The sequence below is a fragment of the Sandaracinaceae bacterium genome, assembly GCA_016706685.1.
Taxonomy (GTDB): Bacteria; Myxococcota_A; Polyangia; order Polyangiales; family Houyiibacteriaceae; genus JADJJE01.
This window is the reverse complement of sequence record JADJJE010000003.1, coordinates 257,226-271,432: the sequence shown is the minus strand read 5'-3', so window position 1 is coordinate 271,432 and position 14,207 is coordinate 257,226. Positions and strand designations below refer to the sequence as shown.

Annotated in this window: 13 protein-coding genes; 9 read left to right on the top strand and 4 right to left on the bottom strand. The window is 70.3% G+C overall.

The window, feature by feature from the left end:
* Positions 1–127: 127 nt before the first annotated feature.
* From IPI43_07030 to rpmE, 3 genes are all read left to right on the top strand, one after another.
* A complete protein-coding gene (locus IPI43_07030) occupies positions 128–523 on the top strand; it encodes a PPOX class F420-dependent oxidoreductase (protein ID MBK7773879.1) in 396 nt (131 codons plus the stop codon).
* 33 nt (positions 524–556) lie between these two features.
* Positions 557–2,020, top strand: a complete 1,464-nt coding sequence (locus IPI43_07025; GenBank protein MBK7773878.1) for a hypothetical protein — start codon at positions 557–559, stop codon at positions 2,018–2,020.
* A 186-nt stretch (positions 2,021–2,206) separates the two neighbouring features.
* Entirely contained in the window at positions 2,207–2,413 is a 207-nt protein-coding gene (gene rpmE, locus IPI43_07020) for a 50S ribosomal protein L31 (protein ID MBK7773877.1), read from the top strand.
* 139 nt (positions 2,414–2,552) lie between these two features.
* Here the strand turns inward: rpmE and gcvPB are convergent, their stop codons facing one another.
* Positions 2,553–4,043: an aminomethyl-transferring glycine dehydrogenase subunit GcvPB gene (gene gcvPB, locus IPI43_07015; protein ID MBK7773876.1), complete on the bottom strand. Its 1,491-nt coding sequence runs from the start codon at positions 4,041–4,043 to the stop codon at positions 2,553–2,555.
* Between the two features lie 304 nt (positions 4,044–4,347).
* Here gcvPB and IPI43_07010 point away from each other — a divergent pair, with 304 nt between their 5' ends.
* From IPI43_07010 to IPI43_07000, 3 genes are read left to right on the top strand one after another with little or no spacing between them, the layout of a single operon-like run.
* Positions 4,348–5,772 carry an ammonium transporter gene (locus tag IPI43_07010; GenBank protein MBK7773875.1) on the top strand — a complete coding sequence of 475 codons (1,425 nt, stop codon included), beginning with the start codon at positions 4,348–4,350 and terminating at the stop codon, positions 5,770–5,772.
* A 36-nt stretch (positions 5,773–5,808) separates the two neighbouring features.
* Positions 5,809–6,588 carry a DUF4388 domain-containing protein gene (locus IPI43_07005; GenBank protein ID MBK7773874.1) on the top strand — a complete coding sequence of 260 codons (780 nt, stop codon included), beginning with the start codon at positions 5,809–5,811 and terminating at the stop codon, positions 6,586–6,588.
* The gene (locus IPI43_07000) at positions 6,585–7,199 is read left to right on the top strand and encodes a hypothetical protein (protein ID MBK7773873.1); all 615 of its coding nucleotides are present in this window, start codon (positions 6,585–6,587) and stop codon (positions 7,197–7,199) included. The genes IPI43_07005 and IPI43_07000 overlap by 4 nt, the downstream gene beginning before the upstream one ends.
* A 14-nt stretch (positions 7,200–7,213) precedes the next feature.
* Here the strand turns inward: IPI43_07000 and IPI43_06995 are convergent, their stop codons facing one another.
* Positions 7,214–8,020 carry an NHL repeat-containing protein gene (locus tag IPI43_06995; protein ID MBK7773872.1) on the bottom strand — a complete coding sequence of 269 codons (807 nt, stop codon included), beginning with the start codon at positions 8,018–8,020 and terminating at the stop codon, positions 7,214–7,216.
* An 11-nt stretch (positions 8,021–8,031) separates the two neighbouring features.
* Positions 8,032–8,547 carry a phage tail protein gene (locus IPI43_06990; GenBank protein MBK7773871.1) on the bottom strand — a complete coding sequence of 172 codons (516 nt, stop codon included), beginning with the start codon at positions 8,545–8,547 and terminating at the stop codon, positions 8,032–8,034.
* A 58-nt stretch (positions 8,548–8,605) separates the two neighbouring features.
* On the opposite strand from IPI43_06990, the gene IPI43_06985 reads away from it, so the two are divergent.
* Genes IPI43_06985 through IPI43_06975 form a run of 3 tightly spaced genes read left to right on the top strand, consistent with a single transcriptional unit; the run spans position 8,606 to position 13,581 of the window.
* Positions 8,606–9,049 (top strand): GNAT family N-acetyltransferase, encoded by a 444-nt coding sequence (locus tag IPI43_06985; GenBank protein MBK7773870.1) that lies wholly within the window; start codon positions 8,606–8,608, stop codon positions 9,047–9,049.
* A 31-nt stretch (positions 9,050–9,080) separates the two neighbouring features.
* Positions 9,081–12,617, top strand: coding sequence for a hypothetical protein (locus IPI43_06980; protein ID MBK7773869.1), 3,537 nt, complete (start codon positions 9,081–9,083; stop codon positions 12,615–12,617).
* Entirely contained in the window at positions 12,598–13,581 is a 984-nt protein-coding gene (locus tag IPI43_06975; GenBank protein MBK7773868.1) for a hypothetical protein, read from the top strand. Before IPI43_06980 ends, IPI43_06975 begins: the two co-directional genes overlap by 20 nt.
* Here the strand turns inward: IPI43_06975 and IPI43_06970 are convergent.
* Entirely contained in the window at positions 13,557–14,123 is a 567-nt protein-coding gene (locus IPI43_06970; GenBank protein MBK7773867.1) for an aspartyl/asparaginyl beta-hydroxylase domain-containing protein, read from the bottom strand. The genes IPI43_06975 and IPI43_06970 overlap by 25 nt on opposite strands.
* Positions 14,124–14,207: the final 84 nt, after the last annotated feature.

Below are 14,207 nucleotides of genomic sequence, written 5' to 3'. Positions count from 1 at the left end.
AAAAGTGGCTGACATGCCGGCGGCTTCTTAAGTAGCCAGCTGCTCTTCGCAGGGCAAGCCGCTTGTGACGCTGCGGCTCCTCATGCGACAACGGGCGCAGCCAACCCGAAGCCGAGGAGACCCCGTCATGAGCAAGATCCCCGAGTCCCACGTCGACCTGCTGGACAAGCCCGCGTTCGCCCACGTTGCCACCCTCATGAAGGACGGCTCCCCCCAGGTGACCCCCGTGTGGGTCGACCGCGAGGGCGACAAGGTCGTCATCAACAGCGCCGCCGGCCGCGTGAAAGACAAGAACCTCAAGCGCGACAAGCGCGTGGCGCTCAGCATCGTGGACCCGGCCAACCCGTACCGCATGCTCAGCATCCGCGGTGAAGTGGTGGAGATCACCACCGAGGGCGCCGAGGAGCACATCGACGCGCTGGCCAAGAAGTACATGGGCGTGGACAAGTACCCCTACCGCACCCCCACCGAGGTGCGCGTGCGCTACATCATCCAGCCCATCAGCGTGAACGTCTGGGGATAGTCTTCCCCGCCGTCCGCGTGGCACCATGCGGATATGCGTCGCATCCCCCCCAAGCGCCACGTCCTGGCGGTCCTCGCCCTCTCGGCCTCCCTGTTCCCCGGCTGCTCGTGCAGTGACGACGGAACGGGGGGCGGTGGGCTCCCGGCCCCTAGTGAGGCGCGCGAGCTCACGGAGCGCACCGTCGCCGAGCTGGTGACGCCATTCGACGTGTCGCGCCAAGACCTGGTGGGACCGGACGACCACAACGCCATGTACGGGCACCGCCCCAAGATCGTGGCGCGGCCCGACGGTGCGAGCGTGGACGTGTTGGTGCAGGACGAGGGCGTGGACACCGCGCTGGGCGAGCGTCCGCGTGCCGTGCTGCTGCGCCTCGCGCCGAGCGGTGAGGGTTACGCCGTGGAACGCGCGCTCGAGGTCCCGCTGCTCGACCGCATCATAGGGCTCGCGCGGGCAGACGACGGCGACTACTTCGTGGCCAGCGCCGTGGACGAGGCCGCGCACCGCGAGCTGTCGCGCGGCTACCCGGGCGCCAACCAGTACCGCGCCAACGTGGTGCACGTGGTGCGCGTCTCGCCCACGGGTGAGGTGCGCTTCTCGGTGGACCTCGACCTGGCTCGTGAGGCCACTGGCGAAGAGCCCGAGAAGCTCATCAACCCCATGGTGGCGTCGACCGCGCGCCTGGCCTTCGGGGGCGGCGAGCTGGCCCTGGTGCACGGCATCAACACCGACCCGGACAGCGGCGGCACGCGGCACCAGAAGGCCATCACCACCGTGCTGAGCGCCACCGACGGCGCCATTCGCCGTACGTCGTCCATGTGGGTGAGCCACTCGTTCGACGTGCGCCTGCTGCACCACGGGGGCGGGTTCATCGAGCTGCACCTGGGCGACGCCTACCCACGCCAGCTGGTGTTCGACCGCGTGTCGGGTAGCGCGCGCAGCGACGCCTACACGGCCTACTTCATCAAGGGCGCCACGGGGAACAACAACACCTACACGCGCCTCGGCGACATCGCCCCCATCACGGAGGACGCGAGCTTCGGCTACCTGGTGCTGTTCGCCACCGAGCGAGTCACCAGCGAGCCCAGTGACGGGCGCATCGGCGGCGCGCGCGACCTGGTCATCACCCGCATCCGCAGCAACTTCGCGGAGCTCGACTCGGAGAGCACCAGCCACCTGGACGAGGGCCTGCCGCACACGCAGGACGTCACCAGCGGCGGCACGGCGCTGCAGAACCGCGTGCGCTTCTTGACGGACCACGCGGGCGAGGGCGACGTGCACGCCGAGCGGCCCAAGCTGCTGCCCATCGGGGGCGACCAGTTCATCGTGCTCTACGAGCGCTGGGAGGGCGACGATCCGGCGCTTACGCGTTCGTGGGGACCCATGCGCTGCTCATCGACGCGGCGGGCGAGGTCATCGTGGGCGACACGGAGCTCGGCGACATCCACCTGCCGCGCGGCGACGACGCCTTCGTGCTGGGCACCGGGGCAGCGTGGGTGACGGGTGACCAGGAGCAGCGCTCGCTCACCGTGCACCACGTGACCCGTCAGGCCGACGCGCTGGTGCTGGACTCGAACCTGGTGCCCTGACCACGCCTCGCGGCCCGAGGCCGCGTGTCTTGCGATCTCGGGCGCAGGCTGCTACCTACGCCTGCCGCTCTAATCTTCGGAGCGTACGAGGACCACCATGAAGCCCGACATCCACCCCAAGTATCAGCCCGTCACCATCAGCTGCGCGTGCGGCGCGACTCACGAGATTCGCTCCACGCAGTCCACGTTCCAGATCGACATCTGCGCGGACTGTCACCCCTTCTTCACCGGTAAGGAGAAGGTCATGGACGCCGCAGGCCGTATCGACCGCTTCAACAAGAAGTACGGCAAGAAGACCGCCTGAGCGGTGGAACGCGGGCGCCTCGGCATCCCCGAGGCGGCTCTGCTGCTTCCCTCATGAAGACGCCCGACGGCCCCCGCCGCCGGGCGTTTCTCGTTCCCGGTCGCCCGGTCGCCCGACGGCCTGCGCCGCCGGGATGGCCTCAAGCGCCAGCAGGCGGGGTGTAGCGCAGCACCGGCGTGCGAGCCGCGCGCGTCTCGTCCAGGCGGCGCAAGCGCGTGAGGTGCGGCGCGCCGGTGACCGTCTCGGGCTCGCGGTGGGCCTCTTCGCTGATGGCCTGCATGGCCGCCACGAAGGCGTCGAGCTCCTGCTTGGTCTCGGTCTCGGTGGGCTCGATCAGCATGGCGCCCTTGACCACCAGCGGGAAGTACACCGTGGGGGGATGGTAGCCGTAGTCCATGAGCCGCTTGGCCACGTCCATGGTGGTGACGTGCGTGTCCTTGAGGTGCTTGTCGCTGATGACCACCTCGTGCATGCAGGTGCGGTCGAACGCCACCTTCCACGTCTCACCCAGGCACACGCGCAGGTAGTTGGCGTTGAGCACCGCGAGATCCGTGGCCATGCGCAGGCCCTCGGGCCCCATCTCGCGCATGTACGCGTACGCGCGCACGGCCATGCCGAAGTTGGTGTGGAACGAGCGCACGCGACCGATGCTCTTCGGGCGGCTGCCGTAGTCCAGGCGGTAGGTGCCGTCCTCGTTGCGCTCCGACACGGGGACGGGCGCATACGGGTCCAGGATCTTCTTGTAGCCCACCGGGCCGCAACCGGGGCCGCCACCGCCGTGCGGCGTGGTGAAGGTCTTGTGCAGGTTGAACTGCATGACGTCGATGCCGAAGTCACCGGGGCGACCGCGCCCCATGATGGCGTTCAGGTTGGCGCCGTCGCCGTACACCAGGCCGCCCTTCGCGTGCACCATCTCGGACATGGCCGCCATGTGCGTCTCGAACAGGCCCACCGTGTTGGGGTTGGTGACCATGATGGCCGCCACGTCGTCGTCCACGAACGGGGCCAGTTGTTCCGGCAGCACGATGCCGTGCTCGTCCACGGGGAAGGGCACGGCGGTGAAGCCGTTGAGCGCGCAGCTGGCCGGGTTGGTGCCGTGCGCCGTCTCGGGGATGAGCACCTTCTTGGGGCTGCGACCCTGCGCCGTGTGGTAGGCGCGGATCATCTGCAGGCCCACGTACTCGCCCTGCGCGCCGGCGGCCGGCTGCAGCGACACGCGGTCCATGCCGCACACCTGCGCGAGGCCCTGCTCGAGGCGGTACATCAGCTCGAGGGCGCCCTGCGCCATGCTGTCCGGCGTGAGCGGGTGCAGCGTGGCGAAGCCCGGCAGGCGCGCGGCCCACTCGTTGACCTTCGGGTTGTACTTCATGGTGCACGACCCGAGCGGGTACATGCCCGTGTCGATGGCGAAGTTCTGCTGGCTGAGCTGCACGTAGTGGCGCACGGCCTCGGGCTCCGAGACCTCGGCCAAGCCGGGCTGCTGCTTGCGGAACAGGTCGCCGTAGAGCGCGGCCGGGTCCACCTGCGGGACCTCGGGCGCGGGCAGCGAAGCACCGGTGCGATCCTTGGCGCCACGCTCGAAAATGAGGGGGGGAGTGAACGTCAACCCAGCGGCGGCAGAACCTGGCATGTAGAGACCTCCGAAGGCGCGGACCCTAGCAGTTGAGTCGCCACCGCGCGACCGCGAATGCACGGTGGGCTGGCCGGGGTGGGCAGGGTCCGGTTCGTGGGCCCACAGCCGCAGCGGACGTTACTCGTTCGAAACACGACGTGTCATGGAGGCACGCGAGACGTAGGGGAAGGTGTGCGCGTCATTCTCGGAATCGCCTCTGATTGTAACGACTTTCGGGCGTCAGCCCGTGCGCGATTACGCAGCGCGTCATTGTTACTGACAGGAAATCGGCGCGAAACGTTGGCCGTGGAAGATAGTCGTGATGAAAGCCCGGACGCTCCCCCTCGTCTTCGCGCTCCTCGTCCACGCCGCCCCGCTCTCGGTCGGTGCCCAGTCGGATGACACCAGCGCCACGCAGCCCCCCGCTCCGAGTGACGCGGTCGCGCAGCAGCCGGAGTTCAGCCAAGACCCGCTGAACGCTGGCGGCGGCGGGCTCCCCGTGAACTTCCTGTGGATCATCGTGGCATCCATCCTGGTGTTCTGGATGCAGGCTGGCTTCGCGTTCGTGGAAGCCGGCTTCACGCGCGCCAAGAACGCCGTGAACATCCTGATGAAGAACCTGATGGACTTCTGCTTCGGGTCCCTCGTGTTCTGGGCCGTGGGCTTCGGGCTCATGTTCGGGACCACCAACGGGCTCTTCGGCACCGACGGCTTCTTCCTCATGGGCTATGACGAGGTGCCCTGGAACTACGCGTTCCTCTTGTTCCAGACGGTGTTCGCGGCAACGGCGGCCACCATCGTGTCGGGCGCCATGGCGGAGCGCACCAAGTTCCAGGCCTACCTGGTGTACACGGTGTTCATCACGCTCATCATCTATCCCATCTTCGGGAGCTGGGTGTGGGGTGGCCTGTTCGCGGGCGGGGGCTGGCTCGAGGCCCCCGAGGGTGGGCTGCTGGACTCCCTCGGGCTGCCGGCCTTCACGGACTTCGCCGGCTCGACGGTGGTCCACAGCGTGGGCGGTTGGGCCTCGCTCGCCGGCGCGATCGTCATCGGACCGCGCCTCGGCAAGTACAGCAAGGACGGGACGCCCCGCCCCATCCCGGGCCACAACGTGGCCTACACGATCTTGGGTGTATTCATCCTGTGGATGGGCTGGTTCGGCTTCAACGCGGGCAGCACCACGGGCGTGACGGGCGGCGAGGGTGCGCTCTACGGTGGCGTGGGCAAGTCGCTGGCGCTCATCGCGTTGAACACCAACCTGGGCGGCGCGGCCGGGGCTACGTCCGCCATGTTCGTGTCGTGGCGCCTGGTGGGCAAGCCGGACGTGGGCATCACCGCCAACGGCGCGCTCGCGGGCCTCGTGGGCATCACGGCGGGCTGTGCCTACGTGCCGCCATGGGCCGCGGTGGTGATCGGTGCAGTGGCTGGCGCTCTGGTCATCGCCGCCGTGTTCTTCTTCGAGCGGCGCGGCATCGACGACCCTGTCGGCGCGGTGAGCGTGCATGGTGTCTGCGGCTTGTGGGGCACCCTGGCGGTAGCCCTCTTCCACCACGAGGGCTTCTCGGTGATGCGCCTCGCCAGCCAGACCCTCGGCGCGCTGGCCTGCTTCATCTGGGCCTTCGGGATGTCCCTCTTGCTCTTCAAGCTGATCGACCGGGTCGTTGGCCTGCGTGCGACCCCCGATGAAGAGCGCGCCGGCCTCGACCTGGTGTCGCACGGCGCCGAGGCCTACCCCGCCGAGATTTGAACGTGATGTCGAGCGTGAGTGAATAGGAGCAGCAACATGACCACCCCTACCCACCCCGGATTCCGAGCCTCTCTCAGCGGCGCATCGCTGTTCGACCTGGTGCAGCTGGAGTGCACGCGCGCCACCCACGGCTGCATGCAGGTGACGTCCGACGGGCGCATGGGCTACCTCTACTTCGACGCAGGCCAGATCGTGCACGCGCGCTACGGCGGCGCCATCGGCGAGCGCGCGGTCTTCGAGATGCTGCGCTGGCGCGGCGGTGAGGTGACCCCGGTGGACCGCCCGTGGCCCTCCCGCGCCACCATCCAGCAGAGCTGGCAGAACCTGCTGCTGCGCGCGGCGCAAGAGCAGGACGAGAGCGACGTCATCCCCGGGCCCGAGCAGACCGTCACTGGCATCCCTGTGGCCCACGTGGCCGAGGTGCTGCCCTTTGCGCCGCTCGGCAGCGCCCGCCACGGCGACGGGGACTCGGGGCTGCATCGGAGCGCGACGTTGACCAAGGAGAGCGCAGCGATGAGCGACGACGTGGAGCAGCTGATGAGCCTCGCGGGAGTGACCGACCTCGCCGAGATCGACGTGGAGGGCGACGTGCTGCGGGAGAAGGGCAACTCGGAGCTGCTGGCCCAGACGGGTGCCTACGTGGCGCGGCTGGCGACGCTCATCGCCGACAGCCTCGGGCTCGAGCCCTTCGAGCAGCTGCACGCGAAGACCGCGCAGGTGCAGTGCGCGGTGCGGGTGGAGCGTCAGACCATCGTGGCGCTGCGTGCGGATCGTCGCGCGGACCTCACGCGCTTCTTGCGAACGGCCAGTCCATGAGCGTGGCCCCGCTGCTGAGCACGCTGCGCGATGTGGAGGGCGTGATGGGCAGCTTCGTGGTGGACCTGCTCGGGCAGGTGCGCGCCCGAGACATGCCCGCCATGTTCGACGATCACGCGCTCGAAGAGGCCGCGCCACGCATCGCGCGGCTCAAGGACGCGCTCGAGACGCAGGGCGAGCAGATCGACTCCGTCACGCTCTCGCACGGGCCGCACCTGCTCTTCCTGCGCACCGCAGGCGAGATCATCCTGTGCGTGCTGGTGCGGCAGGACGTGAGCGCTCCGTCGCTGCGCATGGGCACGAGCCTGGTGTTGAAGCGCCTGCCCGATGTGCTCGCGGCCGCGGCACAGGCGGCCTCCAAGGCGTCTACGCTGCCGCCCACACTCCGGCCCGCCCCGCCGGCCTCGCCTTCGCAGGCGGCCTTCTCCCCCGTGCTGCCGCCTCCCGCGCCGGTGCCCGTCATCGCGCCACCGCCGCCACCACCGCCGCGTGTGTCAGGGCCTCCGCCCGTGCCGGCTCCCCTGCCGCTGGCCGCGCCAGTCGTCGTACAGGAGGCGCCGCACCACAAGATCCAGCGCTTCTTCCGCGGCCGGTTGATTGAGGACGACTGACGAGAGCCCTCGTCTCAGATGGCGGCCACGTACACGGAGCCGTCCGCGCGTGTGGAGAGCGCGTACGGGGCTCCGTGGTCCGGAACGTAGCCGTCCACCAGTGAGCCGCGATCGAAGATGCGGACATCTCCCGCGATGCGGTCCGCCACCCAGCTGCGGCCGCTTCCATCGAACGCGAGCGCCACGGCTGCGAAGTCGCCGTACGTGCCCGTGGCCAGACCGTCGGCCGTGAACACCTGGACGCGGCGGTTGCCCGCCTCGGCCACATGGACGTCGCCGTCGGGCGCGATGGCGATTGCGCGCGGGTAGTTCAGCTGACCGAGGTCGCTGCCGAGCTCACCCCAGCTGCCGAGCTCGGTGCCACGCCAGTCATAGCGGCGCACCACGTGGGCTGCGCCATCGGCGACCAGGAGGGTGCCGTCTTGCGCGAACGCGACGCCCGTGGGGGTGCGCAGGGTCTCGGTGCGCAGCACGAAGAGGGGATCGAGCGCGGCATCGAAGACGGTGACGCTGTGCTGTGCGACGTCCACGAGCGCGATGCGCCCCTGTTCGTCCACGGCCAGCGCGCGCGGGAAGGCGAAGCGCTCCATGCCGATGACGCGGGAGGCCTCGGCCGAGGCCACGCGGACGATGCCCGCGGTGCGGTCGAGCTCGAACGTGCGTCCCAGGCTGTCGAACACCAAGTGGAGCGACCCGGCTTCCGCCGACGCGGTGCCGCCCGACGTGCCCAGGTGGGACTCGGCGCAGCCGCCCAGGCTCACGCCCGACATGGCGGACACCCCGGTGGCGGCCACCAACTGCATGAACGAGCGGCGCTTCATCATAGCTCCCATCAGTTTCGCGAGGGGAAGACGCCCTCGACGGCGATGATGTAGTTCAACGCCAGGTAGGGCTGCATGTTGGGGTGCGGCTGGGACCCGCCCGCGTTCCCGATGGACGTGGGGTTGAGGGTCTGCGAGGCCCCGCCGGCGGCGTAGATGCGGCTGCTGCCCGTGGGGAGCGACGCATTCGCGGGGGTGGGCGTGCTCGGGGCCGCCGTGGACGCCTGGAGCGCGTGGTTGTGCGCGGGGATCTGCGTGGAGAGCAGCGTCACCGTCTCGGTGCCGCTCATCTGGCCCAGCGAGTAGTTGCTCAAGCCGGGACCCTGCTGGGTGCCGAGGGGCACTCGACCGCGCAGGTCGGGCAGCGCGAAGGTGGTCTGGCCGTTCCCGCCGTAGGTGGTGCCGATCAACGCGAAGAGCGCTGTGTACTGCTGGATGGGGAGGGTCTGCCCGTTGCAGAACATCCAGCCGCGAGGGGCGAAGGTGCCAGCGAACAAGCTGATTTGCGCGATGAAGGGCGTTGCCATGCCGCCATGCTAAACCATCTGGTCCGGGAATAAAATGGTGGTCAGACACAATTCGTGGGTGCTCCGAGACCGGGCGGACGGGGATGAGCCGTTCCTGGCTCGATGCTTCGACAACGCGCGCGGGGCGGCTTTCGCCGGGCTGCCCGAGCCGCTGCGGGGCGACATCCTGGTGCAGCAGCGCCGCGCGTTCGAACACTCGGTGACGGGGACCCCAGGAATGCTCGACCGGGTCGTGGTCCAGGCGGGCGCGCCCGTGGGGCGCGTGATCGAGTCGCGGGTGGGGGGCGACTGGTGGCTGGTCGACATCGCCCTCGTGGACGAGGCTCGTGGGCATGGCGTGGGGAGCGCCGTGCTCGAGGACATCCTCGCCGAAGCGCGCGAGGCGGGTGCGTCGGTTCGCCTTCACGTGGGCCTGGGGGAGCGGGCCGTGGCTTGGTACGTCCGTCACGGCTTCGTCGAAGTGGGGTGCGATGAACTGCACGTCGAGTTGCGCGCGGTCTAGGCACGCAGCGGGAAAAGTGTAAGCTCAACGGATGTCTCTCACGCCACGTCGTCGCGGGTCTCTGCTCGTTGGTTTCTCGGTTCTGGTCGCTCTGCTCGGCTGGTATGCGCGGCCGGCGGCGACTCCCGAAGGGGAGCGTGCGACCCCCAACAGCGCGCCCGACCGCGATGGCTCGACCGCGGGCACCCCACCGGCCTCGGCTCGGCTGCGCACACCGCCGCCGGTCGAGCCCCATGGGAGCGTGGTCTTCGCGGGCGAAGGCGCCGATGTGGGCGTGACCCCCGAGCCCGACGCGTCGCGCGTGCAGCTGGGCCTCACGCGCGTGGGCCGGGGCGGCTCGCAGCAGACGCTCGAGCGGGGCACGCGTGAGCTCACGGACGATGGCGCTCGCTATGAGCACGCCGAGCTCTCCGAGTGGTTTCGCGAGACGCCTGCGGGCCTCGAGCACGGCATGACGCTCGTGGAGCCGCTGCCCGGCGAGGGCGCACTCGAGCTGGTGGTCTCTTTCGATGGGCTCGACCCGGTGCTCATGGGCACGGACGTGGTGCTGCACGACGCCGACGGGGCGGCCAAGCTGGTGTATCGCGACCTGGTGGTGACCGACGCGAGCGGCAAGCGCCTGCCGGCCGCCATGGCCGTCGTGACGGGCGACGTGGTGCTGCGCGTGGACGACTCGGCGGCGACCTACCCCGTGACGGTGGACCCGATCCTCACGACGCAGACCGCCATCTTGACGGCGGCCGATGGCGCCGCGAACGACGAGCTCGGCGGGACGCCCTTCGAGTCCAGCGGCGGTCCCGCAGTGGCCATCGACGGGACGCTGGCGGTCATCGCGGCGAGCTACGACGACGACCCCGCGGGGGCGGTCTACGTGTTTCAGTTGACGACGGGGACCTGGAGCCAGGTGCAGAAGCTGACGGCGCCGATGGTCGTGGGCAGCACCGCGCGCTTCGGGTACTCCGTGGCGTTGGCCGGCACCACCTTGGTGGTGGGCGCGCCCCTCGGAACCGGCCAAGCGGTCGTGTACACCTGGAACGGGTCGGCGTTCGCCGAGCAGGCCGTGCTGAGCGACACGGCCGGCGAGCAGTTCGGTTGCGCCGTCGCGGTGGCGGGCAACCTCGCCGCCGTGGGCGCGCGCTACGACGACCGCGGTACGGCAGGCGGCGCGGTCAGCGTGTTTCGCCGTGCGGGCACAGTGTGGACCCTCGATGAGCGCCTGAAGTCGCCCGACGGCGCGCTGGGTGACGACTTCGGCACCCAGGTGGCCATCGACGAGGCCACGGAGACGCTGGCGGTCGGAGCCATCTTCCATCCCGTGGCGACGCCCACCGGGGCGGTCTACGTGTTCACCGAGCCGGCGGCGACGTGGACCCTCCAGCAGAAGTTGGTGGCGGCCGACGCTGCCGCGCTCGACCAGTTCTCCCGCTCCCTATCGCTGCGGGGCAACCGGTTGGCGGTGGGCGCTCCCCAGAACCAGGTGACCGAGTTCAACCAGGGCGCGGCGTACGTGTTCGACCGTGCAGGCTCCACCTGGACGCAGACCGTGCGCCTCTTGGCGAGCGACGCCGCCGCGGACGACCAGTTCGGCTATGGCGTGGCGCTCGCGCCCAGCTTCGCGCTGATCGGCGCGCGCTTCGACGACGTCGGAGCCAACGTGGACGCGGGCTCGACCTACTCGTACCGCAACGTCGGAGCGACGTGGGTCGACGAGCTGCGCACCAGCGCCACCATCCCCGGCGCCGGCGACCGCTACGGTGACAGCGTGGCCGTGTCGGGCACCACGGCGCTGGTGGGCGCTCCCTACCGCGACTCGAGCGGCGCCAACAGCGGCGCGGCCTACATCGTGGGTGTGGTGCTCGAGAAGGCGAACGGAGAGGCGTGCAGCGGCGCAGCCGAGTGCGACTCGGGCAGCTGCGTGGACGGTGTGTGCTGCGCCACCGCGTGCGCAGGCGGGGCGAGCGACTGTCAGGCGTGCAGCGTGGCGTTCGGCGGAACGGCCAATGGCACGTGCACCGCGCTGACGGCGGTGTTCGCCCCGACGGTCACCTGCCGCACGGCGCTCGGCGGCGAGTGCGATGCCACCGAGGTGTGCGTGGGGGGCCAGACTGCGTGCCCTGCCGACGTCGACCGCGCGAACGGCACGCCCTGCACCAACGATGGCCTCACCTGCACGGGCGCCGAGACGTGTCAGGCGGGAACGTGCACGAGCGCCGGGCTCTCGTGCACCGACACCAGTGCGTGCACGACCGACAGCTGCGGCGAGCCTGGCGGCTGCGCCAACACGCCCATCAGCTGCGACGACGGGAACGCGTGCACGGCAGACTCGTGCGACCCGATGACGGGCTGCTCGAACACCCTGATCACCTGCAACGACGGGAACGCGTGCAACGGCGCGGAGACCTGCGACATGGCGACCGGCTGCGTGGCTGGCACCCCGCTCGTGTGCGACGACAGCGACGCGTGCAACGGCGCAGAGACGTGTAGCCCGGCGACGGGTTGCGTGGCTGGGACGGCGCCCACCTGCAGCGACGGGGACGCGTGCAACGGGGCAGAGACGTGCAATCCGGCGACCGGCTGCGTGGCCGGGACGGCGCCCACATGTGACGACAGCGACGCGTGCAACGGCGCGGAGACCTGCGCGGCGGCGACGGGCTGCGTGGCTGGCACCCCGCTCTCGTGTGATGACAGCAACGCGTGCAACGGCGCGGAGACGTGCGCGCCGGCGACGGGCTGCGTGTCGGGGACGGCGCTCTCGTGCAACGACGCCGACGTGTGCAACGGGACCGAGACGTGCGACGCGGCGACGGGCTGTGTGCCCGGGATGACCCTGGCGTGCGACGACAGCGACGCGTGCACCGCAGACTCCTGCGATGCGCTGACGGGTTGCGCGAACACCACGGTGAGCTGCAACGACAACAACGTCTGCACGGCGGACTCGTGTGATGTGCTCACGGGCTGTGCGAACGACGCGATCATGGGCTGCTGTGCTGCCGACGGCGAGTGCAACGACAACGACAGCTGCACCGACGACAGCTGCGGCGGCTCGAACACGTGCGTGTTCGTGAGCAATGGCTCGTGCGTCACTGACGCGGGCGTGCCGGACGGCGGCACGGTGACCGACGGCGGTACGATCACGGACGGCGGCACGCTGACCGACGGTGGCACGGTGACCGACGGTGGCACGGTGACCGACGGTGGCACGGTGACCGACGGCGGCACGGTGACCGACGGCGGCACGGTGACCGACGGCGGCGCGGTGACCGACGGTGGCACGGTGACCGACGGTGGAGCGCTCCCGGACGCGGACGTCCTGGACGGCGCGGTGGGCGATGCGGCCACGGACGCGGGCGACGACGCCGCCACGGACGGTGGGCAGGATGCGGCCAACGGCGACGCTGCGGTCGGCGACGCGGGCACCAACCCGGACATGGGTGGTGGCCTGACCGGCGGCGGCGGCTGTGGCTGCACCGTCACCGACGGCGAAACGAGTGAGCCGCTCGCGTGGCTCGGGTCGGTCCTAGTCGTTGGCCTCGTGATCCGTCGGCGCCGTGCACGTCACCCACGCTGACCATGATGCGGCGCTAGCGTTCCTGAAGCACCCGGGCGTCATCCCCGCTCGGGTGCCCATGGGCCGCGACGAGCCGACCGTGATGCTCGTCGACGTCGGGAGCGAGCCCCTGCAGGGCGCGTTCCTCGACGAGTGCGTGGCGCGGAACCTCGCCGCGAGCGGTGGGTTCGCACGCCGAGTGCGCGCGCCGCTGTCCATCCTCGAAGCGGCGCCCGCCTTCGACAACCCGGTCCCTCTCGCGGGCATCCTCTTCCACGTGTCGCGCTGTGGATCGTCGATTCCCGTGCGGATCTGCCAGGCCGACCCCACCACCACCGTCATCCCCGAGGCCGAGCCGCTGGACGTGGTGGTGACGCGCATGCCGCTCTCCCACGAGGCTCGCGTCAGGGCGCTGCGCGCCGTGGTGGCGATGTACGCGCGCGATCGAACGGGCTCGACCGAGCGCCTGGTGCTGAAGCTGGATGCCTGGCACCTGGCCAGCCACGCGCTGTTCCGTGAGGCGTTCCCGCACGTCCCCTTCGCGGTGGTGGTGCGTGACCCGCTCGATGTAGCCGTGTCCCACGCGGTCAACCGCGGCAGTCACATGGTGCCCGGTCTGCTCCCGCGCGCGGTGCTCGGTATCGACGCGAGCGAGTTCCAGCCGCACGAGCTGGACCGCTACGGCTGCCTGGTGCTCCGCGAGCTCTACACCCACGCGGCCCTTGCCGTGCGAGAAGGCGCGCTGCTGGTGCGCTACGAGGAGCTGCCCGGGGCGGCGTTCGAGCGCGTCCTGCCGTCGTTCGGCGTGACGTTGGACGACGTCGGACGAGCGTCCGTCGCGTGGCTCACTTCGCAGCACGCCAAGCGGGTGGAACAGCCCTTCAGCCCCGACACCGAGGCGAAGCGCGGCGCAGCGAGCGATGCGCTCCGCAACCTGGTGGACGCCATCGCGCGGCCGGCCTACGAGGCGCTCGCCGGGACCTGAATGCGCTCGGTGGCCGCGTCGAAGCGCTCGAGCAGCCAGTCGTTCACGACGCAGTCCAGCAGCAAGTGCACGCGTGGCTCGGGGCCGGGGTTGTGCACGTGGTGCACGCGATCGAAGTCCGCGTAACACACCTCGCCCGGGGACATGGGGAGCGGCACACCTGCCACCACGAACGCCACCTCGGGGGAGGTGATGACCGGGACGTGGAGGCGTACCTCGCCCGTCCGGAACCCGAGGTCGTAGTCGCGATGCGGCAGGATGCGCGCGCCGGGGCCCAGCCGCAGGAAGCGCACCGCCAAGAGCGGGCAGGCGAAGCTGTGCATCAGCGCGTCGACGCCGGGGCAGGCCGCGCGCAGGGGCGTGTCCTCGAAGGGCAGCTTGCCCGTCAGGTCCGGGTAGAGCCGCGACGCGTCGCCGCCCGGAGCGCGGAACGCGGCGCCGCTCCACTCGCCCTGGTAGACGCGTGTGTTGAAGTGGCCCACCCACGCTTCGGGCGGGAGCGCGCCCACATCGCGCTCGAGCGCGGCGAGGTCCACCGGCATGGGCAGGCGGCAGGCGAGGTCATGGCGTTCCGTGTGGTCCAAGAGCCGCGACTCTAGCACCGGCCCGAGGGCAAAACCGCTGCG